General features: G+C 74.1%; 20 protein-coding genes. 13 read left to right on the top strand and 7 right to left on the bottom strand.

What is annotated here, in order from left to right; genetic code table 11:
- Positions 1–12: 12 nt before the first annotated feature.
- The 4 genes from ACI792_RS18495 to ACI792_RS18480 all read left to right on the top strand — a co-directional run bounded on the left by ACI792_RS18495 (position 13) and on the right by ACI792_RS18480 (position 3,875).
- On the top strand, positions 13–936 hold the full coding sequence (locus tag ACI792_RS18495; protein ID WP_456603886.1) for an SDR family oxidoreductase: 924 nt from the start codon (positions 13–15) through the stop codon (positions 934–936).
- Positions 937–1,010: 74 nt separating this feature from the next.
- Positions 1,011–1,880 (top strand): amidohydrolase family protein, encoded by an 870-nt coding sequence (locus ACI792_RS18490; RefSeq protein WP_456603894.1) that lies wholly within the window; start codon positions 1,011–1,013, stop codon positions 1,878–1,880.
- Positions 1,873–3,420, top strand: a complete 1,548-nt coding sequence (locus tag ACI792_RS18485) for an acyl-CoA synthetase (protein WP_456603885.1) — start codon at positions 1,873–1,875, stop codon at positions 3,418–3,420. The genes ACI792_RS18490 and ACI792_RS18485 overlap by 8 nt, the downstream gene beginning before the upstream one ends.
- On the top strand, positions 3,417–3,875 hold the full coding sequence (locus tag ACI792_RS18480) for a MaoC family dehydratase (RefSeq protein WP_456603884.1): 459 nt from the start codon (positions 3,417–3,419) through the stop codon (positions 3,873–3,875). The genes ACI792_RS18485 and ACI792_RS18480 overlap by 4 nt, the downstream gene beginning before the upstream one ends.
- Before the next feature lie 25 nt (positions 3,876–3,900).
- On the opposite strand, the gene pcaC is transcribed toward ACI792_RS18480, so the two are convergent.
- From pcaC to pcaH, 5 genes are read right to left on the bottom strand one after another with little or no spacing between them, the layout of a single operon-like run.
- On the bottom strand, positions 3,901–4,305 hold the full coding sequence (gene pcaC / locus ACI792_RS18475; protein ID WP_456581195.1) for a 4-carboxymuconolactone decarboxylase: 405 nt from the start codon (positions 4,303–4,305) through the stop codon (positions 3,901–3,903).
- The gene (pcaD, locus tag ACI792_RS18470; RefSeq protein ID WP_456603883.1) at positions 4,302–5,099 is read right to left on the bottom strand and encodes a 3-oxoadipate enol-lactonase; all 798 of its coding nucleotides are present in this window, start codon (positions 5,097–5,099) and stop codon (positions 4,302–4,304) included. The genes pcaC and pcaD overlap by 4 nt, the downstream gene beginning before the upstream one ends.
- On the bottom strand, positions 5,096–6,421 hold the full coding sequence (gene pcaB / locus ACI792_RS18465) for a 3-carboxy-cis,cis-muconate cycloisomerase (protein ID WP_456603882.1): 1,326 nt from the start codon (positions 6,419–6,421) through the stop codon (positions 5,096–5,098). Before pcaB ends, pcaD begins: the two co-directional genes overlap by 4 nt.
- Before the next feature lie 37 nt (positions 6,422–6,458).
- Positions 6,459–7,112, bottom strand: a complete 654-nt coding sequence (gene pcaG, locus ACI792_RS18460; protein WP_456603881.1) for a protocatechuate 3,4-dioxygenase subunit alpha — start codon at positions 7,110–7,112, stop codon at positions 6,459–6,461.
- Positions 7,109–7,855 (bottom strand): protocatechuate 3,4-dioxygenase subunit beta, encoded by a 747-nt coding sequence (pcaH, locus tag ACI792_RS18455; RefSeq protein ID WP_456603880.1) that lies wholly within the window; start codon positions 7,853–7,855, stop codon positions 7,109–7,111. Before pcaH ends, pcaG begins: the two co-directional genes overlap by 4 nt.
- Positions 7,856–7,923: 68 nt before the next feature.
- Between pcaH and ACI792_RS18450 the strand changes: the two genes are divergently transcribed.
- The 7 genes from ACI792_RS18450 to ACI792_RS18420 all read left to right on the top strand — a co-directional run bounded on the left by ACI792_RS18450 (position 7,924) and on the right by ACI792_RS18420 (position 16,373).
- The gene (locus ACI792_RS18450) at positions 7,924–8,700 is read left to right on the top strand and encodes an IclR family transcriptional regulator (RefSeq protein WP_456603879.1); all 777 of its coding nucleotides are present in this window, start codon (positions 7,924–7,926) and stop codon (positions 8,698–8,700) included.
- Between the two features lie 120 nt (positions 8,701–8,820).
- Complete coding sequence (locus tag ACI792_RS18445; RefSeq protein ID WP_456603878.1) at positions 8,821–10,587, top strand: PIG-L family deacetylase; 1,767 nt, start codon at positions 8,821–8,823, stop codon at positions 10,585–10,587.
- 69 nt (positions 10,588–10,656) lie between these two features.
- Positions 10,657–11,826: a 4-hydroxybenzoate 3-monooxygenase gene (locus tag ACI792_RS18440; RefSeq protein WP_456603877.1), complete on the top strand. Its 1,170-nt coding sequence runs from the start codon at positions 10,657–10,659 to the stop codon at positions 11,824–11,826.
- A gap of 43 nt (positions 11,827–11,869) precedes the next feature.
- Entirely contained in the window at positions 11,870–12,112 is a 243-nt protein-coding gene (locus tag ACI792_RS18435) for a hypothetical protein (RefSeq protein WP_456603876.1), read from the top strand.
- 126 nt (positions 12,113–12,238) lie between these two features.
- On the top strand, positions 12,239–13,861 hold the full coding sequence (locus ACI792_RS18430; RefSeq protein WP_456603875.1) for a carboxylesterase/lipase family protein: 1,623 nt from the start codon (positions 12,239–12,241) through the stop codon (positions 13,859–13,861).
- A gap of 166 nt (positions 13,862–14,027) precedes the next feature.
- Positions 14,028–15,203: an acyl-CoA dehydrogenase family protein gene (locus tag ACI792_RS18425; RefSeq protein ID WP_456603874.1), complete on the top strand. Its 1,176-nt coding sequence runs from the start codon at positions 14,028–14,030 to the stop codon at positions 15,201–15,203.
- Between the two features lie 6 nt (positions 15,204–15,209).
- On the top strand, positions 15,210–16,373 hold the full coding sequence (locus ACI792_RS18420) for an acyl-CoA dehydrogenase family protein (RefSeq protein ID WP_456603873.1): 1,164 nt from the start codon (positions 15,210–15,212) through the stop codon (positions 16,371–16,373).
- A gap of 126 nt (positions 16,374–16,499) precedes the next feature.
- Here the strand turns inward: ACI792_RS18420 and ACI792_RS18415 are convergent, their stop codons facing one another.
- The gene (locus ACI792_RS18415) at positions 16,500–17,336 is read right to left on the bottom strand and encodes an HDOD domain-containing protein (RefSeq protein ID WP_456603872.1); all 837 of its coding nucleotides are present in this window, start codon (positions 17,334–17,336) and stop codon (positions 16,500–16,502) included.
- Positions 17,333–19,405, bottom strand: coding sequence for a putative bifunctional diguanylate cyclase/phosphodiesterase (locus ACI792_RS18410; protein ID WP_456603871.1), 2,073 nt, complete (start codon positions 19,403–19,405; stop codon positions 17,333–17,335). Before ACI792_RS18410 ends, ACI792_RS18415 begins: the two co-directional genes overlap by 4 nt.
- A gap of 306 nt (positions 19,406–19,711) precedes the next feature.
- On the opposite strand from ACI792_RS18410, the gene ACI792_RS18405 reads away from it, so the two are divergent.
- Positions 19,712–21,298 (top strand): Re/Si-specific NAD(P)(+) transhydrogenase subunit alpha, encoded by a 1,587-nt coding sequence (locus tag ACI792_RS18405; protein WP_456603870.1) that lies wholly within the window; start codon positions 19,712–19,714, stop codon positions 21,296–21,298.
- Positions 21,295–22,701 (top strand): Re/Si-specific NAD(P)(+) transhydrogenase subunit beta, encoded by a 1,407-nt coding sequence (pntB, locus tag ACI792_RS18400; RefSeq protein ID WP_456603869.1) that lies wholly within the window; start codon positions 21,295–21,297, stop codon positions 22,699–22,701. Before ACI792_RS18405 ends, pntB begins: the two co-directional genes overlap by 4 nt.
- Positions 22,702–22,830: the final 129 nt, after the last annotated feature.

The following is a 22,830-nucleotide window of genomic DNA, read 5'->3' as shown; positions in this document are numbered from 1 at the left end:
CAAGGGAGTCCCGTGGACCTGTCCGGCAAGGTAGCCATCGTCACCGGAAGCGGACGGGGTCTCGGGCTGGCCTACGCCACCGAGCTCGCCCGCGCCGGTGCCGCGGTCGTGGTCAACGACGTCGACGCCGCCGTCGCCGAGGCCGCGGTCAGGACCATCACCGACGACGGGGGCACGGCCGTGGCCGAGGTGGTGCCCGTGGGCACCAGCGAGGCCGCGCAGGCGCTGGTCGACCGGGCGGTGTCGGCGTTCGGCCGGCTCGACGTCCTGGTCAACAACGCCGGCATCCTGCGGGACAGCACGCTCTGGAAGATGAGCGACGAGGACTTCGACGCGGTCATCGGCACCCACCTCCGCGGGACCTTCACCTGCACCCGGGCCGCGGCCATCCGGATGCGCGAGCAGGGTGAGGGCGGCCGGATCGTCTGCGTCGGCTCCCCCACCGGCCAGGTCGGCAACTTCGGGCAGACCAACTACGCCGCGGCCAAGGCCGGGATCGTCGGCATGGTGCGGACCTGGGCCATGGAACTGGCCCGCGCGGAGATCACCGTCAACGCGATCGTCCCGGTGGCCATCACGGCGATGACCGAGACAGCGCCCTTCCTCGAGCCCTACATCGACGCGATGCGGACCGGCGGGCCCCTGGCCGAGTACGGCCGCCGCGAGCTCAGCCTCGGGCCGCCGGAGGACGCCGCGGGGGTGGTCGCCTTCCTCGCCTCCGACGCGGCGGCCGGCATCACCGGCCAGGTGGTCGGCATCGGCGGCGACCGGCTGGCGCTGTGGAGCCACCCGCGCGAGGTCGTGGTGGAGTTCGCCGACGGCACCGGCTGGTCGGCCGACGCCGTCGCCGGCGTGTGGCCCGGGGCGTTCGCAGGGTCCCAGCAGAGGGTCGGCCAGGAGTTCCCGGAGCCCCCGACGAAGGCGACGGCGGAGTGAGCATCGCAGGGAGCGCCAGCGACCGAGGAGCGGAGCGACCCGGAGCCGAGCCGATGAGCAGGGTGACGTCGCACCTGGACCTCGACGCCCTGGTGGCGATCGACGTGCACGTCCACGTGCACGCCGACTCCCACGGCCACCTGGCCCTGGACGACGAGCTCAACGCCGCCGCGGCGACGTACTTCAAGGGCGACCCCTACGACCCCACCGTGGCCGACATCGCGGCCGACTACCGGGGCAGGAGGATGGCCGCGGTCATCTTCACCGTCGACGCCGAGGCGGCCACCGGGCACACGGCCCTGTCCAACGAGGAGATCGCCGAGGCCGCAGCCGAGCACCCCGACGTGCTCATCCCGTTCGGCTCGATCGACCCGCACCGCGGCGTCGCCGGCATCCGGGCGGCCCGGCGGCTGGTCGAGCAGCACGGCGTCCGCGGGTTCAAGTTCCACCCCAGCCTGATGGACTTCCTCCCGAACGACCGGGCCGTCTACCCGCTCTACGAGGAGCTGCAGGGTCTGGGCGTCCCGGCGCTGTTCCACACGGGCCAGACCGGCATCGGTTCCGGGCTGCCGGGCGGCCGCGGGATCAAGCTGCGCTACTCCGACCCGATGCTGCTCGACGACGTCGCCGCCGACTTCCCCGGCCTGACGATCATCATGGCCCATCCCTCGGTGCCCTGGCAGGACTCCGCGATCGCCGTCGCCCAGCACAAGGCGAACGTCTACATCGACCTGTCCGGCTGGTCCCCGAAGTACTTCCCGCCCCAGCTGGTCCGGGCCGCCAACACGCTGCTCAAGACGAAGGTGCTCTTCGGATCGGACTACCCGCTGCTGCGGCCCGAGCGCTGGATGAGGGACTTCGAGATGCTCGAGATCCGCGACGAGGTGAAGCCGCTGATCATGAAGGACAACGCCGTCCGCGCTCTCGGGCTGGACCGTGCGTAACGCCGGGCTCGGCTCCTGGCCGGAGCGCCGGCTGCGCATCTCCCCCGACCGCGACGCCCTCTGGTTCGAGGGGACGACGACCTCGCACGCAGGGTTCGCCGACCGCGTGCGCCGCACCGCCGGTGCGCTGGCGGGGCTCGGCGTCGGATCGGGCGACCGGGTCGCGTGGACCGGCGGAAACCACCCCTCCGCGCTCGAGACGCTCTACGCCTGCGGTCAGCTGGGCGCCGTCTGGGTGCCGGTCAACGCCCGGCTCGCCGCTCCGGAGGCGGAGTACGTTCTGGGCCACTCCGGCGCGAGCGTCGTCGTGCACGGCCGGGACCACGGCGCCCTCGCCGACGCGCTGCGCGACCGGCTGCCCGGCGTCCGGCACTGGCTGGCGGCCGAGCCCCCGGCCGCCGGCGGGGCCGGTTCCCTGCCGTACGAGGAGCTGCTCGCCGAGGCCGACGCGGACGCCCGGGACCTGCCGGTGACGCTCGACGACCCCTGCCTGATCATGTACACCTCCGGGACGACCGGCCGCCCCAAGGGCGCGGTGCTCACCCACGGCAACATGACCTGGAACGGCGTCAACCAGCTGCTCGGTCTCGACTTCGGGCAGCACGAGCGCACGCTGGCCCTCGCCCCGCTGTTCCACATCGGCGGGCTCAACGGCACCGTCAACCCGACGCTGCTCAGAGGCGGGTGCGCGGTGGTCGTGCGCGGCTTCGACCCGGCCGAGACGCTGCGGATCATCGAGGAGCAGCGGATCAACTCGTTCTTCGCCGTCCCCACGATGCTCGACGCGATGGCCCGGCTCCCGGAGTTCGCCACCCGCGATCTCTCCGCCCTGCGCACCATCGGCGCCGCCGGTGCGCCCCTCCCCCTGCCCACCCTGCGGACCTGGCTGGACCGCGGCGTGACGATGCAGCAGGCCTACGGCATGACCGAGGCCGCCCCGGGATGCACCGTCCTGGACTCGGCGGATGCCGTCCGCAAGGTCGGCTCGGCCGGCAAGCGGGTCTTCTTCACCGACGTGCGGGTGCTGCGGGCCGACGGCACGGAGGCCGGAGTGGACGAGGTGGGCGAGGTCGTCGTCCAGGGGCCCAACGTGATGGCCGGCTACTGGCAGGACCCGGAGAGGACGGCCGAGGTGCTCGTCGACGGCTGGTACCGGACCGGCGACGCCGGCTCGGTCGATGCCGAGGGCTTCCTGTACATCCGCGACCGCTACAAGGACATGATCATCTCCGGCGGCGAGAACATCTACCCGGCCGAGGTCGAGTCCGCTCTGCTCGAACTGCCCGGCGTGCTCGAGGCCGCCGTCATCGGCGTCCCGGACGACAAGTGGGGCGAGGCCTGCCTCGCCGTCCTGGTGGTCGCCCCTGGCGTCGAGCACGACGGGGACGTCGTCCGCACCGCCCTGCGCGAGCGCCTGGCCGGCTTCAAGGTGCCCCGGCTGGTCGAGTTCGCCGACGAGCTCCCCAAGACCGCCACCGGCAAGGTGCGCAAGCCGGAGCTGCGGGCCCGATACGTCCACACCGAGGAGATCACCGCATGAGCACGACCACCACGCTGGCCGAACTGCCGTCGCTGAGGGGCCAGGAACTCGGGCAGAGCTCCTGGATCGAGGTGACCCAGGAGCGTGTCAACACCTTCGCCGACGCCACCGGCGACCACCAGTGGATCCACGTCGACGTCGAGCGCGCCACGGCCGAGAGCCTTTTCGGTGGCCCGATCGGCCACGGCTACCTGACCCTGTCGCTGCTCATCCCGATGTGGTCGGAGGTGCTCACCGTCACCGACGCGACGATGGGCGTGAACTACGGGCTCAACAAGGTCCGGTTCCCGTCTCCCGTGCCGGTCGGCTCGAGGATCCGGCTGACCGCGACGCTGAAGGACGTCGAGGAGGTCACCGGCGGGCTCCAGGTCACGGTGGCGGCGGTCATCGAGGCCGAGGGCGGGGCCAAGCCGGTCTGCATCGCCGAGCCGGTCTTCCGGATGTACGGCGGCTGACCGTCCGGTCCCCGCGGCACGCCGATCAGGCGGGGTCGCCCCGCAGCTCCGCGAGGATCGGACCGGCGACCTTGAACGCGTGGTTGGCGGCGGGCACGCCGGCGTAGACGGCGGCGTGCTGGATGACCGCGCCGATCTCCTCGTCGGTCAGCCCGTTGTTCACCGCGGCGCGCACGTGCAGGGCGAACTCCTCCCAGTGGCGCAGCGCGATGGTGATCGACAGCGTCATGAGGCTGCGGTCGCGCCGGGAGAGCTCGGGCCGCTGCCACACGTCGCCCCAGGCGACCCGGGTGATGAAGTCCTGGAACCCGGCGGTGAACGGCGTCGTGCCGGCGACGGCGCGGTCGACGTGGGCGTCGCCGAGCACCTCGCGGCGGGTGCGCATGCCGGCCTCGCGACGGGCGTCGTCGGTGTCGGGCAGCTCGCTCACCGGGTACCTCCGCCGGGGCTCGAGAGTCCTGCCGCGTCGAAGTGGCCGAGCAGCGCGCCGGTGACCTCCAGCGCGCGCTCCAGGTTGCCCAGGTGGGCGGCCGGGTCGAGCACCAGCAGCTCCGCTCCGGTGATCCCCTCGGCGATCAGCTCCTGGTGCCTGGGCGGGAGGGCCGGGTCCTGCGCGCCGGAGACCACGAGCGTGGGCGCGGTGATCCGGGGCAGGTCGTCGCGGAGGTCGATGCCCGCCACCACCTCGCAGCAGGCGGCGTAGCCCTCGTCGTCGGCGCCGGCGACCATCGCCTCGAGCCGGGCGACCAGGTCGGGGTTTTCCGCGGCGAAGCCCGGGGTGAGCCAGCGGGAGACGACGGTCGGGGCGAAGGTGGCCGTCCCCTCGGCGCGGGCCTGCGCCGCCCGGTCGAGGAAGCCCTGCGGGTCGGTCTTCGCCGAGCTGAACATCACCGCCAGGCTCCCGACCCGGTCCGGCTCGCGCGCCGCCAGCCGCATCCCGACCATCCCACCCAGCGACACACCGGCGACGTGCGCCCGCTCCGCCCCGAGCAGGTCCATGAGCGCCAGGACGTCGTCGACCAGGTCATCGAGGGTGTACGGGCCGGCGGGCGCGGGCGACTCCCCGTGCCCGCGGCCGTCGTAGGTCACCACGCGGAACCGCTCGGCCAGCGGCGGCACCTGCGGGTCCCACATCGCCCGGGTGGCGCCGAGGGAGTTGGAGAGGACCACCAGGGGTGCATCCGCGGGGCCGGCGACGGAGTGGGAGACGGGGACGGGGTTCATCGGGTTCCTCCGGTGAGGTGGGCGTGCTCGGCCAGCACGGCGTCGACCTGCGCGCCCGCCTCGCCGACGTCGGGGCGGGCGCCGAGCAGGGCGGCGAGGTCGACGTCGTCGCGGCCGGCGACCACGTCGGCCAGCGGTCGTCCGGTGGCCGCGGCCTCCCGGACGGCGGCCGCGGCCACGTCGTGCGCCGCGTCCCGGCCGAGCGACGGGGTCAGCGCGTCGGCGAGCGCGCCCGCGAGCTCCGGGTCGCGGGCCGCGGCCACCGTGGCCGCCATGCGGGCGGGGTCCGGGCGCAGGCCGCCGAGGCTCTCGACCAGCCAGGCCGCGGCCGAGCCGACGGTCGACAGCAGGTCGGTGAGGGCCGGCCACTCGCTGTGCCAGGCGCCGGCGGCGCGCTCGTGCTCCTGCTCCATGGCGCCCAGCAGGGTGGTCACGAGCCCGGGTGCGCGCCGGGCGCAGGCGCGGGCGGAGATGGCGGCGACGGGGTTGCGCTTGTGGGGCATGGCCGACGAGCCGCCCCGGCCGGCCCCCGTCTCTGCGACCTCGGCGACCTCCGTCTGGGCCAGCAGCACGACGTCGACGGCGACGGTCGCCAGCACCCCGCCGGTGGCCCCGAGCGCGCCGGCCAGGTCGGCGATCGGCAGCCGCACCGTGTGCCACGGCGCGGCGGTGGCGACCAGCCCGAGCTCGGCGGCCAGGGCGGCGCGGAGCGCGGTGCCGGAGCCGTCGCTGGCGGCCAGCGTGCCGACGGCGCCGCCGTACTGCACCGGCAGCGAGGCCACCACCTCGGCCAGCCGCAGCCGGGCGCCGTCCAGCCCCCCGAGCCACCCGGCGGCCTTGAGCCCGAACGTCGTGGGCAGCGCCTGCTGCATCAGGGTGCGGCCCATGACGACGTCGTCGCGGTGGGCGCGGGCCAACCGGGCGGCGGCCTCGGCGGCGAGCACCAGGTCGCGGTCGATCGCGGCGATCGCCCGGCGGGCCAGCAGGACCAGCGCGGTGTCGACGACGTCCTGGCTGGTGGCGCCGACGTGGACCGCGACGGCGTCGCGCTCCCCCACCGCCGCGCGCAGCACGCGCACCAGCGGCGGCACCGGGTTCCCCGCGTCCGCGGACTGCGCCACCACGGTGGCCAGGTCGAGCGCAGCCGGTTCGGCACAGACCCGGGTGACGGCGTCGGCGGCGGTCGCGGGCACCAGCCCGGTCGCCGCGGCGGCGCGCGCCAGGGCGGCCTCGACGTCGAGCAGCGCGTCGATCCAGGCGGCATCGGAGACGGCGGTCGCCGCGCCGCCGCGGGCGAAGGTCGCGCTGAAGAGACCGGTCACGTCCCGTTCCTACCGCCTCGGCCGCGCGCGGGGACGTTCATACGGCGAAGAACACGGTCTCGCGCTCGCCCTGCAGGTGGATGTCGAAGCGGTAGCCGTCCCCGGACGGGGTGGCGAGCAGCGTCTGCCGGGCGGCGCCGTCGGGCAGCGCCCGCAGCACCGCGTCCTCGGCGTTGGCCTCCGCCTCGTCGGCGAAGTAGATGCGGGTGACGACGCGGTCCAGGATGCCGCGGGCGAAGACCGAGACGTCGATGTGCGGGGCCTGCAGGCCACCCTCGCCGTCGGGCACCCGGCCGGGCTTGAGGGTGTGGACGGCGAACCCGCCGGTCAGCGTCTGGGCCCGGGCGTAGCCACGGAAACCGGGGTAGGACGACGCCCCGCGCGGGTCCTCGGGCGAGGGGAAGCCGCCGTCCGGATCGGCCTGCCAGGTCTCCACCATCGCGTCCGGGACCACGTCCCCGGCGCCGTCGAGGATCCGGCCGCGGATCCAGAAGGCTCCCGCGGTGCCCTCCTCGGCGGCCCACTCACCGTCGGGCCAGGTGAGGCCGATGGAGAGGTAGGGGCCGACGGTGGCGCTCGGGGTGGTGCCCAGCCGGAACGGCCCGGTGAGGAAGCCGCTCCCGCGCCGCCCCGAGCGCGGCTGGAAGGGGGTGGGCGGGTCCGGCGGGACCTCCAGCGGGTTCACGGTCACGCCACATCTCCGTCGTCGTCGGTCTCGAACGGCGTCTGGTCCGCCCCGCGGAGCACGATGTCCCACTCGAACGCCAGCGCCCAGTTGTCCTGGGTCCGCTCCAGCGAGAAGCGGCTGATCGCGCGGTGGCGCGCGGCGGCCGGGATCGCGTTGTAGATCGGGTCCTGGCCGAACAGCGGGTCGTCCGGGAAGTACATCTGGGTCACCAGCCGCTGGGTGAAGGCGCGGCCGAACAGGCTGAAGTGGATGTGCGCCGGCCGCCAGGCGTTGTGGTGGTTCCCCCACGGGTAGGCGCCGGGCTTGACCGTCAGGAACTCGTACCGGCCCAGGCTGTCGGTGACCACCCGGCCCAGGCCGTCGAAGTGCGGGTCCAGTGGCGCCGGCCAGTTGTCGACGACGTGCCGGTAGCGGCCGGCGGCATTGGCCTGCCAGACCTCCACCAGCGCACCGGGCACCGGGCGGCCGTCGCTGTCGAGCACCCGTCCGTGCACGAGGATCCGCTGCCCGACGGCCTCTCCGCCGTTGCGCAGCGTCAGGTCGGCGTCGTGCGGCAGGACGCGGTCCTCGCCCAGCACGGGCCCGGTGATCTCGGTGAGCCGGTGCGGCAGGTCCACCGGGGTCCGCAGGGGCGCGCGCAGGGCGGTGCTGCGGTAGTCGGGGAAGCCTACGGGGGTGCGCAGCGCGGCGTCCTCCCGGTGGTACCGCGGCAGGTGCAGGCCGCCGGTGGAGGTGGTCCCGGTCATGGCCGGGACCGTACGACCGCCCGGCTACGCTCCCAACCCCAGGCTTCCACTGGACGGGAGAGGTGAGCATGGCCGGTCGCAGCGCCAGCCCGGGACGGTCGGTCACGTCCCGGGCGCTGGGCATCCTCGACGCATTCGACAGCGGCACCCCGCGGCTGTCCCTCTCCGAGATCGCCGAGCGGTCGGGCACGCCGCTGACCACCGCGCACCGGCTCCTCGGTGAGCTGACCGGCTGGGGGGCGCTCATCCGGCGCCCCGACGGCCGCTACGAGATCGGGCGGAAGCTGTGGGACCTCGGGCTGCTGGCCCCAGTGCAGCTCGAGCTGCGCCAGGTCGCCGCGCCGTTCCTCCTCGACCTGCACACGACCATCCGGGACACCGTGCACCTGGCCGTCCGCGAGGGGCTCTCCGCGCTCTACGTCGACCGGGTCTCGGGCCGGGAGTCGGTCCCGGTGGTCAGCCAGGTCGGCAGCCGGCTCCCCCTCCACGCCACCGGCGTGGGGAAGGTGCTGCTGGCCGCGGCCCCCGACGACGTCGTCGACCAGGTGCTGCGCGGTCTGCGCCCGGTCACCCGGCACACCGTCACCGACCCCGCCCTGCTCGCCCGCGAGCTGACCGAGATCCGGCGGCGGCGCTACGCGCGCACCTGCCAGGAGATGTCCCTCGGAGCCGCGTCCCTCGCGGTCCCGGTCCAGGTGGAGCGGGCGGGCGGGCCGCTGGCCGTCGCCGCGCTGGGCATCGTCGTGCCGCCCCACCGACGCGACCTCGCCCGGCTGGTCCCGGTGCTGGAGATGGCGGCGCGCGGCATCGGCCGGGAGCTGGCCCGCTCCCAGGAGTTCCACTGAGCCGGGGTGGTGGCGGCGACGTCCCCCCGACGGCGCGCTTCCACCGGCCGCACTGCCCAGGGAGGATGCTGCAACCGCCCGGCGACGTCTCGCCGATCCGTCGAGCGGGAGGAGAGGCCGGTGCACGCCTCCGTCCTGGCCGTCGTCGCCCATCCCGACGACGACCTCCTCTTCCTGAACCCCGATCTGGACGCGGGCACCCACGCCGGGCTCCCCACCACCGTGGTCTACGTCAGCGCCGGGGACGCGATGCTCCCCCTCGAGGAGGCGTCGTCGCGCGCCCGCGACCGGCGACGCGGCATCCAGGACGCCTACCGGATCTCCGCCGCCGTGCCGGACCGCACCCTCCAGGAGGAGTGGGTGGGCGAGGTGGTGCAGGTCGGCGGCCACCGGATGGAGGAGTTCCGGCTCCGCGACCGGCCCGACGTGCGGGTGACCTTCCTGGGGCTCCCCGACGGCGACCTCTCGCGGCTGTTCTCCGGCGCCACCCTGGAGACCGTCCCGGCTGCCGGTGGTCTCGTGGAGCAGGTGCAGCGGTACGACGAGGACGACGCGGTGGCGGTGCTGCACGGGCTCCTGGAGCGCTACCGGCCGACGGTGCTGCACGTGACGGAGCGCTTCGCCGACCACCGGTACGACGTGCCGCGGTCACACCCGGACCACCGGGCGGTGACCGCCCTCGCCCTCGAGGCGGTGCGCCGGTACCGGGCTGTCCAGGGCACGTGGCTGCCCTACGTGCTGGAGCACCGCGACTACGGGGTCGGGCAGCACCCGGTGAACCTCGACAGGGCGACCCGTGCGCGCAAGCGGGAGCTGTTCGCGACGGCGTACCAGCCCTGGGACCCGGCCGCGGCTGACGTCTTCGGCGCGACCGACCGCTCCTACTACCGGACCTCCCGCGGTACCCGCTGGTCGGCGACGGACGGCGAGGGCGCGGTGCGCCTGTTCGCCGTGCGCGACGGCCGGGTGGCGTGCTTCACCGGTCCGGGCAGCTGGCAGGGCCCGGTGGACCTCGGTCCCGACGACCTCGGCGCCGGGGTCACCACGGTCGTCGCGGCGGCCGGGGCCGACGGCAGCACCCACCTCGCCGCCCGCACCGACGACGGGCGGGTGGCGGTGCGTCCCCTGACCGGCGGCACGTGGACGGACCTGGGCACGCCGAACCCCGGCGACGCCGCCCGGTACGTCGGGAGCCCCGCCCTCGCGCCGAACGCGGACGGCCGGCTGCAGGTCGTCGTCGTCAACGCCGACGGCGGCCTGTCCAGCCGCCACCAGGAGGCCGACGGGGGCTGGCACCCCTGGTCCGATCTCGGCGGCACCGACCTGCAGGACCCGTGCGACGCGCTGCTGGACGTCACGGGGCGCATCGAGGTCGTCGCCGCCTCGCGGACCGGACTGGTCCTCTGGCGGCAGACCGTCCCCGGCGGCGCACTCCTGCCGGGCCCGCTGCCCAGCCTGCCACCGGCCAGCCCTGCCACGTTCGCCGTCAACGCAGACGGGCGACCGGAGGTGCACTACCGCCTGGCGGGGACGGCGGACGTCGCGACCAGCTGGCAGGACCGCGACCTCGCGTGGCGATCGGCCACCTCGATCGGGGGGCACGGCGGCACGGGACCCACGGCGAACGCCACCGTGGACGGGCGGATCGCCTGCGTCGCCCGGAACGCCGGCGGGGGCCTCTCGGTGACCCAGCAGGTCGCCCCCGACAGCCACTACGGCCCGTGGACCGACCTGGGCGGGTTCGTCACCGACCACCCCACCGCCGCCGCCACTCCCGACGGCCGGCTGGTCGTGGCCGTCGTCGACGCGGGCGGCGCGCTCACGCACCGCACCCGGTCCGCCGACGGGGAGTGGGGGCCCTGGCGGACGGTCGGGGAGATCGTTTGACCGGATGTGCTCCTCCGCTGGACGGAAGGATCCGGCGACACCGGGGGCGGCGGGCGGGAGACTGCCCCCGTGCGCACCCAGGTAGCGATCATCGGTGCCGGCCCCGCCGGCCTCCTGCTCTCGCGGCTGCTCGCCCTGCAGGGCATCGACTCGGTCGTGCTGGAGAACCGCTCGCGGGAGTACGTGGAGGCCCGCATCCGGGCGGGCATCCTGGAGCAGCACACCGTCGACACCCTGACCGACGCGGGGCTGGGCGAGCGGCTGCACCGCGAGGGCCTGGAGCACCGCGGCATCTACCTCCAGTACCCGGGCACCCGCCACCAGCTGGACTTCCGGGAGCTGTGCGGCCGCACGGTGTGGGTCTACGGGCAGACGGAGGTCACCAAGGACCTCATCGCCGCCCAGCTGGACGGCGGCCCGCCGCTGCTGTTCGACGTCTCCGAGGTCACCCCGGAGGAGGTCGACTCGGAGAACCCGCGCGTCCGCTTCACCGACGCCGACGGGGTGGCCCAGGTGCTCGAGTGCGACGCGATCGCCGGCACCGACGGGTTCCATGGCGTCTCGCGCCCCGTGGTGCAGGCCGCCGCCGCCGGGCGGACGTGGGAGCGCACCTACCCCTACGCCTGGCTGGGCATCCTGGCCGACGCGGCGCCGGCCACCGACGAGCTGATCTACGCCTGGCACCCCGAGGGGTTCGCCCTCTACTCGATGCGCTCGCCCTCGGTCTCCCGGCTCTACCTCCAGGTCGACCCCACCGAGAAGATCGAGGACTGGTCCGACGACCGGATCTGGGAGAACCTCTCGCGCCGCTTCGCGCTCGACGGCTGGGAGGTCGGCACCGGCCCCGTGACCGAGAAGTCGATCCTGCCGATGCGCTCGTTCGTGAGCAGCCCGATGCGGCGGGGCCGCCTGTTCCTGGCCGGGGACGCCGCCCACATCGTCCCGCCGACCGGCGCGAAGGGGCTCAACCTCGCCGTCGCCGACGTGACCCTGCTGGCACAGGCGCTGGTGCGGCTGCTGGCCGAGAAGCAGACCGACCTCGTCGACTCCTACTCCGACCGGGCGCTGGCCCGCGTCTGGCGGTGCACGCACTTCTCCTGGTTCATGACCTCGATGCTGCACACCTCCGGCGACGACTTCGACGCCCAGCTGCAGCTCTCCCAGCTGCGGCGCATCTGCTCCTCGGAGGCGGCCGCCCGCGAGCTCGCCGAGAACTACACCGGCCTGCCCGTCGAGTAGCGGAGGGTGCATCCGCCGGGCGGCCGCCGCCCGAATGGGGTGCGTGGAGTCCACCGCCCCGCAGCAGGAGACGGCATGGCTGGTGCAGCCCCTGGTCGACGCCGGGCTCGACCTCGACGAGATCAACGCGCTGGTGACGCGCCTGGGCTTCGAGGCCGTCGTCGGCACCGGGCCGGGCGCCGGCACCGGCCTCCTGGACGTCGTCGGTGACCGCCCCCGCGACGTCCGGGCCGCCTGGGTGGAGGTCCTCGAGCGGATGACCGGCCCACCCCTCCCCGGCGGCTGAGCAGCGCTCCGGCCACCCCCGGGCGGGCGTGACCCCCGCCACACGGGGTGAGACAGGCGTGGCTAGTGTCTCAGGTGCTGTGGCCCAGCTCACCCCAGGGCTCGGCCGGCACTCCTTGGAGGTCACGTGCGCACCACTCCCCCACGTCCTGCCCGAAGGTCGTTGCTCGCGCTCGGGCTGGGCACCGCCCTGACCGCGGGCGCGCTGGCGGCGGCCGCTCCCGCCGGGGCCGCCCCCGATGGCGCCCCGCTGGTCGTGCAGACGACCGAGGGCGCCGTCGCGGGCACCGCGGCCGACGGCTACCGCCTGTTCGAAGGCATCCCGTACGCCGCGGCGCCGGTGGGCGACCTGCGGTTCCGGCCACCGGCCCCGGCGGAGCCGTGGGAGGGGGTCCTCGACGCGACCTCCCCCGGCAGCGCCTGCCCGCAGGAGCCCAGCGCCACGAACCCGACGTCGTCGGTGGAGGAGGACTGCCTCTACCTCAACGTCACGACCCCCTCGGGCCTGGACACGCCCCGGAAGAACCTGCCGGTGATGGTCTGGATCCACGGGGGCTCGTGGCAGACGGGCAGCGGCGACCGGTACGACGCCGCCGAGCTGGCGCTCGAGGGCGACGTCGTCGTCGTCACCATCAACTACCGGCTCGGCGCGCTGGGGTTCATGGCCCAGGAGGACCTCTCGCGGGAGAACGGGGACGTCGCCTCCGGCAGCGCCGGGCTGCTCGACCAGCAGGCCGCGCTGCGCTGGGTGGAGCGCAACATCCGTTCCTTCGGCGGCAACCCCGGCCGAGTCACCATCTTCGGCGAGTCGGCCGGCGGCTCGGCGGTCTGCGCCCAGCTGACCTCGCCGTCGGCACGGGGCCTGTTCGACCGGGCCATCGCCCAGAGCTACAGCTGCACCGCGCCCTACGACACGGTGGAGACGGCGGAGGCCAAGGGTGCCCGGGTCGCCGGGACCGTCGGATGCGACCCGGCGGACGACGTCGCTGCCTGCCTGCGGGAGACGCCGGTGCAGGAGCTGCTCGACGCCTGGCCGGGCGGCGCCTTCGTCGTCGGCGGGTCGGCGCTGCCGGTGCAGCCGGCCGAGGCGATCGCGGCCGGGGACCACGCCCGGGTGCCGGTCATGCACGGCAACCTCAGCGACGAGAACACGCTGTTCACGCCGCTGAACCCGACGGTGGCCGGGCTGGCCGCCGACGGCTTCACGGAGGCCGACTACGCGACCGTCCTCGACGGCGTGTTCGGCGACGCCGCCGGCGAGGTGCTGGCGCGCTACCCGGCGGCCGCGTACCCGTCGCCGCTGCGCGCCCTGGCCGCCGTCAACAGCGACGCCGGGAGCGCGCTGTCCACCTGCTCGCACGTCGACGCCTACGACACGCTGGCCCGGCCCCCGGTGCCGGCGCCGGTGTTCGCCTACCAGTTCCGCGACGAGACGGCGGACCCGCTGTTCGACTTCCCGTACCCGGACTACCCGGAGGACGCCCAGCACGCCGCCGAGCTGCCCTACCTGTTCCCGGATCTGTTCGGGGACGGGCTGACCGCCGAGCAGGAGGAGCTCTCGACGGCGATGGTCCGCTACTGGACCAACTTCGCGGCCCACGGCAACCCCAACGGCCGGGACGTGCCGACGTGGACCCGCTACCGGGCCCCGGCCGACGTGCAGGGGCTGGACATCGCCTCTGACGAGGGCATCGGCCCGGTCGACGTCGCCGCGGAGGCGAACTGCGATTTCTGGTCGACCCTGAGCTGAGCCGACCGGATCCGGGGCGGGCCCCGGGCGGCGCGTGCTGCCCGGGGCCCGTCCGCGCGAGCGGCGCGCCGTCCCCGGGTGCCGCTCCTACCCACCGGTAGCCCGTGTGGGATCGTCGGGGGCACTACGTCGAGACGGCACCTGCCGCCGTCAGGAATGAGGACCGATGCGGTTGCAGCTGTCCCCGGAGCTCGAGGCCTTCCGGGAGGAGATGCGGACCTTCTTCACCACCCAGGTGCCGCAGGAGATCCGCGACAAGGTCGCGGCCCACCGGCACGTGTCCAAGGAGGAGTACGTCGAGGCCCAGCGCGCGCTCAACGCCGCCGGCCTGGCCGTGCCGCACTGGCCGGTCGAGTGGGGCGGGCGGGACTGGACGCCGCTGCAGCGCCACATCTGGCGCGAGGAGATGCAGCTGGCCGGGGTCCCCGAGCCGCTGGCCTTCAACACCTCCATGATCGGCCCGGTCATCGCCGCCTTCGGCAACCAGGAGCAGAAGGAGCGCTTCCTGGCCAAGACGGCGAACCTCGACATCTGGTGGTGCCAGGGCTTCTCCGAGCCCGACGCCGGCTCCGACCTGGCCTCGCTGCGCACGACCGCCGTCCGCGACGGCGACGACTGGGTGGTCAACGGCCAGAAGACCTGGACCACCCTGGGGCAGCACGCCGACTGGATCTTCTGCCTGGTGCGCACCGACCCGACGGCGGAGAAGAAGCAGCGCGGGATCTCCATGCTTGTCTTCCCGATGGACACCCCCGGCGTCACGCTCCGGCCCATCGAGCTGATCGACGGCGGCTTCGAGGTCAACGAGGTCTTCTTCGAGGACGTCCGCGTGCCCGCCGAGAACCTCATCGGCGAGGAGAACCGGGGCTGGGACTACGCCAAGTTCCTGCTCGGCAACGAGCGCGTGGGCATCGCCCGCGTGGGCGCGACCAAGAAGATGCTCGCGCAGGCCAAGGACTACGCCCGCGAGATCACCGTCGACGGCCGCCCGCTGCTCGAGGACCCGTTCATGGCCCGGCGCATCGCCGAGGTGGAGAACGAGCTGGTGGCCCTGGAGCTCACCGCCCTGCGCGTGGTGGCCAACTCCGCCGACGGGAAGCCGCACCCGGCCTCCTCGGTGCTCAAGCTCAAGGGCTCGGAGCTGCAGCAGGCCGCCACCGAGCTGCTGGTCGACATCGCCGGCCCGCTCTCGATCGCCTCGTTCGCCGAGGAGGGCTCCGACGTGCCCGACTGGGCGCGCGTCGCGACGCCGCACTACCTGAACTACCGGAAGGTCTCCATCTACGGAGGCTCCAACGAGGTTCAGCGCACCATCATCGCCGGCACGATCCTGGGGCTGTGATCTGACGTGGACTTCACCTTCGACAGCGAGCAGAGCGACCTGCGGGAGGCCGTGCGCGGCCTGCTGGCACGCGCCTACTCCGACAGCGAGCAGCGCCGCACGGTCGTCGCCAACGACCCGGGCTTCGACGAGAAGACCTGGGCGCGGCTGGCCGAGATGGGGCTGCTCGGGCTGCCCTTCGCCGAGGAGCACGGCGGCATGGGCGCCGGGCCGATCGAGGTCGCGATCGTCGCCGAGGAGATCGGCCGGGTCATCGCCCCGGAGCCCTTCATCGAGGCGGTCGTGCTGGCCGGTGGCCTGATCGCCGCCGTCGGCACCGACGAGCAGAAGGGCGAGCTCCTCGCGGGCATCGCCGAGGGGACGACGGTCCCGGCCTTCGCCCACGCGGAGCCCGGCACCCGGTGGAGCGCCTCCGCAGCCGGGGTCACCGCCACCCCGTCCGGGAACGGCTGGACCCTGACCGGCGTCAAGGAGCCGGTGCCCACCGGCGCCCGCGCCGACGTCCTGGTGGTCACCGCGGTCGTCGACGGCGGCACCGGGCTGTTCCTCGTCCAGGGGGACGCCGCGGGCCTCACCCGCACCGGCTACCGCACGCACGACGGCACCCGCGCGGCCAACGTGCGCTTCGACGGCACCCCGGCGACCCTGCTGGGCGGCAATGGCTCCCCCACCCACCCGGACCAGACCGCCGCCGTCGAGCGGGCGCTCGCCGAGGCCCGCATCGCGTACAGCCACGAGGCGATCGGCGCGATGGACACCGCCCTGCGCACCACCGCGGAGTACCTCAAGACCCGCAAGCAGTTCGGCGTCACGCTCAACCGGTTCCAGGCGCTCACCTTCCGCGCCGCGGACATGTACGTGTCCCTGGAGCTGGCCCGGAGCACCGCCCTGTGGGCCTCGATGGTGCAGGACGCCGGCGGCGACGTCGTCTCCGCCGCCGACCGTGCCCGGCTGCAGACCAGCCGCGCCGGCCGGCACATCGGCAAGGAGGCCATCCAGCTGCACGGTGGCATCGGCGTGACCGCGGAGTACTCCGTCGGGCACTACACCAGCCGGCTCACCGCCATCGACCACCTGCTCGGTGACGGCGACTTCGCCGCCGCACGGCTGGCCCGCACGGTGGGCGAGCGGAAGACCGTCGACCCGCTGGGCGCGCCGTACGCAGTCTGAACGCGGCCCCTGCCGGGCCCCGTCGGAGCCCCGTCCCCCTCGCGGGGGGCGGGGCTCCGCCGCGTTGCCCCGTCGCAGGGCCCCGGCGCGAGCGGAGCGAGTGCTGGGGGGCGACGGGGCCCTTCTTCAGTCGGCCAGCACCGCCCGGCGGAGCTCGTCGGCGTCGGCCCGCACCGAGTCGAGGACCGGCACCAGGTCGTCCTCGCGGAGCCGGCCGCAGGTGAGCCGCCCGATCGGCACCGCGTCGTGCTCCTCCGCGGTGAGCCGTGCGGCCACCTCGAAGGCGGCCCGCAGCAGCCCGCCCTCCAGGGAGGCGTGGTCGTCGACCTGGTTGAGCCGGTTGGTCATGGTGTGCGGGAAGCCCCACTGCTCCAGGGCGACGGCGGTCAGCCGGACGCTGTGGATGCCGTAGCGGCCCAGCTCGGCGCTGCGACGCGCTGCGAAGCCCGGGTGCTCGGCCACGAGGGCGCCGTACCCCTCGGGGTCGTTGTGGTGCAGGAGCGCGGCGCCCATCTGGGCGAGCAGCCCGACGCAGAGGGCGTCCTGCGACCGCTCCCCGAAGCGGGGCGCCAGCGTGGAGGACGCCAGCGCCAGGCAGGTGGTCACGTCCCAGAAGTCCTCCGGCAGCCGTGACTCGTCGTCCAGCCCGGTGAGCGCGACCGTCGCCATCGTCCGGACGGTGGTGAAGCCGATCACCGTGACGGCGAACTGCAGGGAGGTGACGCGGCCCCGCATGCCGAAGTAGGCGGAGTTGGCCAGCTTCATGACGCGCCCGGCCAGAGCGACGTCGGAGGCCAGGATCCGCGACAGCACCCTGGCACCGGTGCCGTCGGAGTTCGCGACCGACACGATCTGCGCCGCGACCGGGCGCTGGGCCGCCATCGTGTCGATGCCCGCGAGGACCTTCTCCAGGTCGAAGACCGGAGCCGGCTCGGTGCGGACCGGCAGCGGGGTGACGGTCATCGGGTGCCCGCTCCGTGGGACGCGAACCAGGCGGCGGTCCGCGGCCCGGTCATGGGCCGGCTCAGGCCGAAGCCCTGCAGGTGTGTGGCGCCCAGGCGGCGGAGCTCGTCGGCCTGCTCGGCGGTCTCCACCCCCTCGGCGACGGTGCTCAGGTCGAGGCTGCCGGCCAGCGCGATGACCGCCGAGGCGATCTCGCCGTGCCCGTGGGCGAGCTCCGCGACGAACGACCGGTCGACCTTCAGGCAGTCCACCGGCAGGTGCCGCAGGTAGGCGAGCGACGAGTAGCCGGTGCCGAAGTCGTCGATCGCCAGCTCCACGCCGAGGTCGCGCAGCTGCTGGAGCACCTCGCGGGCGGAGTCGGGGTCCTTCATCAGCGCCGACTCGGTGATCTCCACCGAGATCCGGGAGGCGTCCAGCCCGTGCCGCCCGAGCGCCTCGGTCACCTGCGGCGGCAGGTTGCCGTCCAGCTGCAGGGCCGAGACGTTGACGTTGGCCCGCGGGGGTGCGGCCGGCCCCAGGGCGCGGTCCCACTCGGCCAGCTGGCGGCACGTCTCGTCCAGGACCAGCAGGCCGAGGCCGGCGATCAGCCTGCTCTCCTCCGCCAGCGGCACGAACACCGTCGGGCTGATCGGGCCGCGCGCGGCGTGGGTCCACCGGGCCAGCGACTCGACGGCGATCGGGCGCCCGTCCTCGGCGCCGAGGATCGGCTGGTAGAGCAGCGTGATCTCGCGCCTCTCGACGGCGTCGCGCAGCTCGGCGACCAGCCGGAGCTTGTCGCGGGCCTCCTCGCGCGCCCGCTGGTCGAGCACGGTGATCCGCCCCTTGCCCCCGGCCTTGGCCTGGTACATGGCGATGTCGCAGTCGCGGATGAGCTCCTCGGCGCCGGTGTGCTCCTCGGTCTGCACGGTGACGCCGACGCTCGCGTGCGGGCGCACGTCGACGCCACCCAGGCGCACGGGCCGGGCGAGCTCGGCGGTGATGCGCTCGGCGAGCGCGACCACGGCATCCTGGTCGACCTCCTCGCAGACCACGACGAACTCGTCGCCGCCGAAGCGCGCCACCAGGTCGCCCGGGCGGACGACCGACCGCAGCCGGTCGGCCACCTCGGTGAGCAGCTCGTCGCCGGCCGTGTGCCCCAGCGAGTCGTTGACGACCTTGAAGTTGTCCAGGTCGAGGAAGAGGCAGGCGAGGGATCCGGCGCCGGGGACGAACCGCTCCGCGACATGGCGGGCCAGCAGCGTCCGGTTCGGCAGGCCGGTCAGCGGGTCGTGGTTGGCCTGGTGGGCCAGCGTGGCCTCGAACGCCAGCCGGTCGGTGATGTCCTCGATGGTGCCGACGAAGCCCGCACCCACCCCGGGGGTGAACACGTGGGCGAAGCGGATGACGGTCGTGCGGACCGAGCCGTCCGACCGGCGCAGGCGGGCCTGGGCCTCCGCCTCCTCGCCCTCCAGCGCGGCCGACACCTGCTCGATCACCGTGTCGAGGTCGTCCGCGTGCACGGTGTCCATCCACCCGATGCCCAGCAGCTGCTCGGCGCGGCGGCCGACGAGGCTGCAGAACGCGTCGTTGACGTGCGCCAGGCGCATCCCCTGCTCGGAGAGGAGCGTCGGCACCGGCGACCGCTCGGTCAGGGTGGAGAAGCGTCGCTCGTGGGCGTCGGCGGCCGACCGCAGCGCACGCTCCTGCTCGTTGTCGGTGGAGACGATGCGCAGCGTCCACATCCGGCCGCCGGGCGACGGCGTCGTGGTGACCAGCGCCTCGATGCGGGCGCCACTGGCGGTGCGGACCGGCAGCGTCATCCGGGCGGCCCGCTGCCGGCGCAGCAGCAGCGTGAGCTCGCCACCCCCGAGGGTCGGGAACAGGTGGTCGACGGGGAGGGCGCGCAGGTCGTCCAGGCCGTAGCCGAGCAGCTCCCCGGCACCGGCGTTGCCCCAGCTCAGGCACGCTCGGCCGGCCACCATCTCGACGACCACGATGGCCAGGCTGTCGCTGACCGTGGCGCCGTAGAAGACCGAGGCCATGATCTCCGGCGGCACCCGGTCGTCGGGGCGGTTCAGGATGACGGACACGGTCCTCCCCTCGGTTCGAGCAGGCGCCGAGGTCTGGACCCGCCACCGAGGTCTTCGGCCGGTCGCCCCTGCCCCCTGCACCCGGACAGGGCGCCCGCCCCCCGTTCGGGGGATACCGGCGGCCCACCGACCGCGGCGCGTCGCCGTCGTCACGCGACTCGCCGTGCCGTGCCTCACATTCGCGCAGCCAGGCACCGCCACCGTGCGTTAACAGGCAAGATCCGTCCCACTCACCCGGCACCGCGAGGGACCCCGCCACTGGCGGGCAGGCGACGAGGCCTGCCCACCGAGGAATGGAGCGCCACGATGCAGATCGGAGTCCCGCGCGAGACGCGGCCACGTGAGACCCGGGTGTCCGCGACACCCGCGACGGTCACGCAGCTGGTCCAGCTGGGCTACGACGTCGTGGTGGAGTCCGGCGCCGGGTCGGCGGCCAGCTTCCCGGACGACGCCTACGCCGGGGCCGGTGCCCGGATCGGCACGGCGGCCGAGGCGTGGGGCGCCGAGATCGTGCTGCGGGTCAACGCCCCGGCCGAGTCGGAGATCGGCCGGCTGGCCGACGGCGCGACGCTGATCAGCCTCCTCAGCCCGGCGTTGAACCCCGACCTCGTCGAGGCGCTGGCCGCCCGTCCGATCACCGTGCTCGCCATGGACGCCGTCCCCCGGATCTCGCGGGCGCAGTCGATGGACGTGCTCTCCTCGATGGCCAACATCGCCGGCTACCGGGCGGTCATCGAGGCGGCGAACGTGTTCGGCCGCTTCTTCACCGGCCAGGTCACCGCTGCGGGCAAGGTGCCCCCGGCGAAGGTGCTGATCGCCGGGGCCGGCGTGGCGGGGCTCGCCGCGATCGGCACCGCGTCCAGCCTGGGCGCGATCGTGCGCGCCACCGACGTCCGCCCCGAGGTGGCCGAGCAGGTGCGCTCACTGGGCGGCGAGTACGTCGCCGTCCCCGCCGGGGAGCAGGAGGGCGGCCAGGGTCCCGGGAGCACAGACGGCTACGCCCGCGAGATGGGCGAGGACTTCAACCGCCGGGCGGCGCAGATGTACGCCGAGCAGGCCCGCGACGTGGACATCATCGTCACCACGGCGCTCATCCCCGGCCGGCCCGCCCCGCGGCTGATCACCGAGGAGATGGTGGCCTCGATGCGCTCGGGTTCGGTCATCGTCGACATGGCCGCCGCGCAGGGCGGCAACGTGGCGGGCTCCGTGCCCGACGAGGTCGTGGTGACCGCCAACGGCGTCACCATCATCGGCTACACCGACCTCCCCGCGCGGCTGCCCGCCCAGGCCTCCCAGCTCTACGGCACCAACCTGGTCAACCTGCTCAAGCTGCTCACCCCCGGCAAGGACGGCGAGCTCGTCCTCGACCTCGACGACGTCGTGCAGCGGGCGATCACGGTGGTCCGCCAGGGCGAGCTCACCTGGCCCCCACCGCCGGTGCAGGTGTCGGCGGCGCCCCCGCCACCGCCCGCTCCCCCCGCCGGCGCCACGGCGGGTACCCCCGCGGTGCCGCAGCGGACGCCCGCGCCCGCGCGCCGGTTCGCCCTGGTGGGCCTCGCCGCGGCGGCGCTCTTCCTGGTGGCCGCCTTCTCCCCCGACGAGCTCCTCGGGCACTTCACCGTCTTCGCGCTCGCCGTCGTCGTCGGCTTCTACGTCATCGGCCACGTGCACCACGCCCTGCACACCCCGCTGATGAGCGTCACCAACGCCATCTCCGGGATCATCGTGGTCGGCGCGCTGCTGCAGCTGGGCAGCGACGACGGCGTGGTCCGCGCGCTCGCGTTCGTCGCGACGCTCGTGGCCAGCATCAACGTCTTCGGCGGTTTCGCCGTCACCCGCCGCATGCTGGGCATGTTCTCCCGCGGCCCGAGCACGGAGAGCGTCGCCCGATGACCGCCACCACCGCCGCGGCCGCGGCCTACATCGTCGCCGCGCTGCTGTTCATCCTGAGCCTGGCCGGGCTGTCGCGGCACGAGACGGCCAAGGCGGGCAACGCCTACGGGATCGCCGGCATGGCGATCGCGCTGGCCGCCACCGTCGGCCTGGCCACCCGCGACATCTCGGCCGTGGGGCTGACCCTGCTCGTCGTCGCGGTCGTCATCGGTGCCGCGATCGGCCTCTGGCGGGCCCGCCAGGTCGAGATGACCGGCATGCCCGAGCTGATCGCGCTGCTGCACAGCTTCGTCGGCCTGGCCGCGGTGCTCGTGGGCTGGAACGGCTACCTCTCCGTCGAGGGCGCCGACGGCGGGTCGGTGCTCACCGGCGCCGAGGCCGGCATCCACTCCGGCGAGGTGGTGGTCGGCGTCTTCATCGGCGCGGTCACCTTCACCGGCTCGATCGTCGCCTTCCTCAAGCTCTCGGCCCGCATCAGGAGCAACCCCCTGGTGCTGCCGGGGCGCAACTGGCTCAACCTGGGCGCCCTGGCGCTGTTCGCCGTCCTCACCGTCGTGTTCGTGGCCGAGCCGAACCTGCTCGTGCTCTCGGTCGTCACCGTGCTCGCCCTCGCGCTGGGCTGGCACCTCGTGGCGTCGATCGGCGGCGGCGACATGCCCGTCGTCGTCTCGATGCTCAACAGCTACTCGGGGTGGGCGGCCGCGGCGTCGGGCTTCCTCCTCGGCAACGACCTGCTGATCATCACCGGGGCCCTGGTCGGCTCCTCGGGTGCCTACCTCTCGTACATCATGTGCAAGGCGATGAACCGCTCGTTCCTCTCGGTGATCGCCGGCGGCTTCGGCAACGAGGGGGCGGTCGCCGCCTCCGACGTGGACTACGGCGAGCACACCGAGATCTCCGCCGAGGAGACCGCCGAGCTGCTGCGGGACGCGAAGTCGGTGGTCATCACCCCCGGCTACGGCATGGCGGTCGCGCAGGCCCAGAGCGCCGTCGCGGAGCTCACGCGGAAGCTGCGCGCGCACGACGTCGACGTGCGCTTCGGCATCCACCCGGTCGCCGGGCGGCTGCCCGGGCACATGAACGTCCTCCTCGCCGAGGCGAAGGTGCCCTACGACATCGTCCTGGAGATGGACGAGATCAACGACGACCTCGCCGGCACCTCGGTGGTCCTGGTCATCGGCGCCAACGACACCGTCAACCCGTCCGCGGCGGAGGACCCGACCAGCCCGATCGCCGGCATGCCGGTGCTGCGGGTGTGGGAGGCCGAGCACGTCGTCGTCTTCAAGCGGTCGATGAACACCGGGTACGCCGGCGTGCAGAACCCGCTCTTCTTCCGCGAGAACAGCCGCATGCTGTTCGGCGACGCCCGGGAGCGGGTCGAGGACATCCTCAAGGCGCTCTGACCAGGCCTCCGTCGCCGCACGCCGTCCGGGGTCCGCCCCGACGGCTGGCTATATTGGACCGAGCCACACACGCGTCACACAGCCGGCGCGCGGCCGGGCCCCCGGGTCCGGCTCCGAGGGATCCTGGAA

It is taken from the genome of Blastococcus sp. SYSU DS0669 (assembly GCF_054050895.1).
This window is presented reverse-complemented; position numbering and strand designations above follow the sequence as displayed.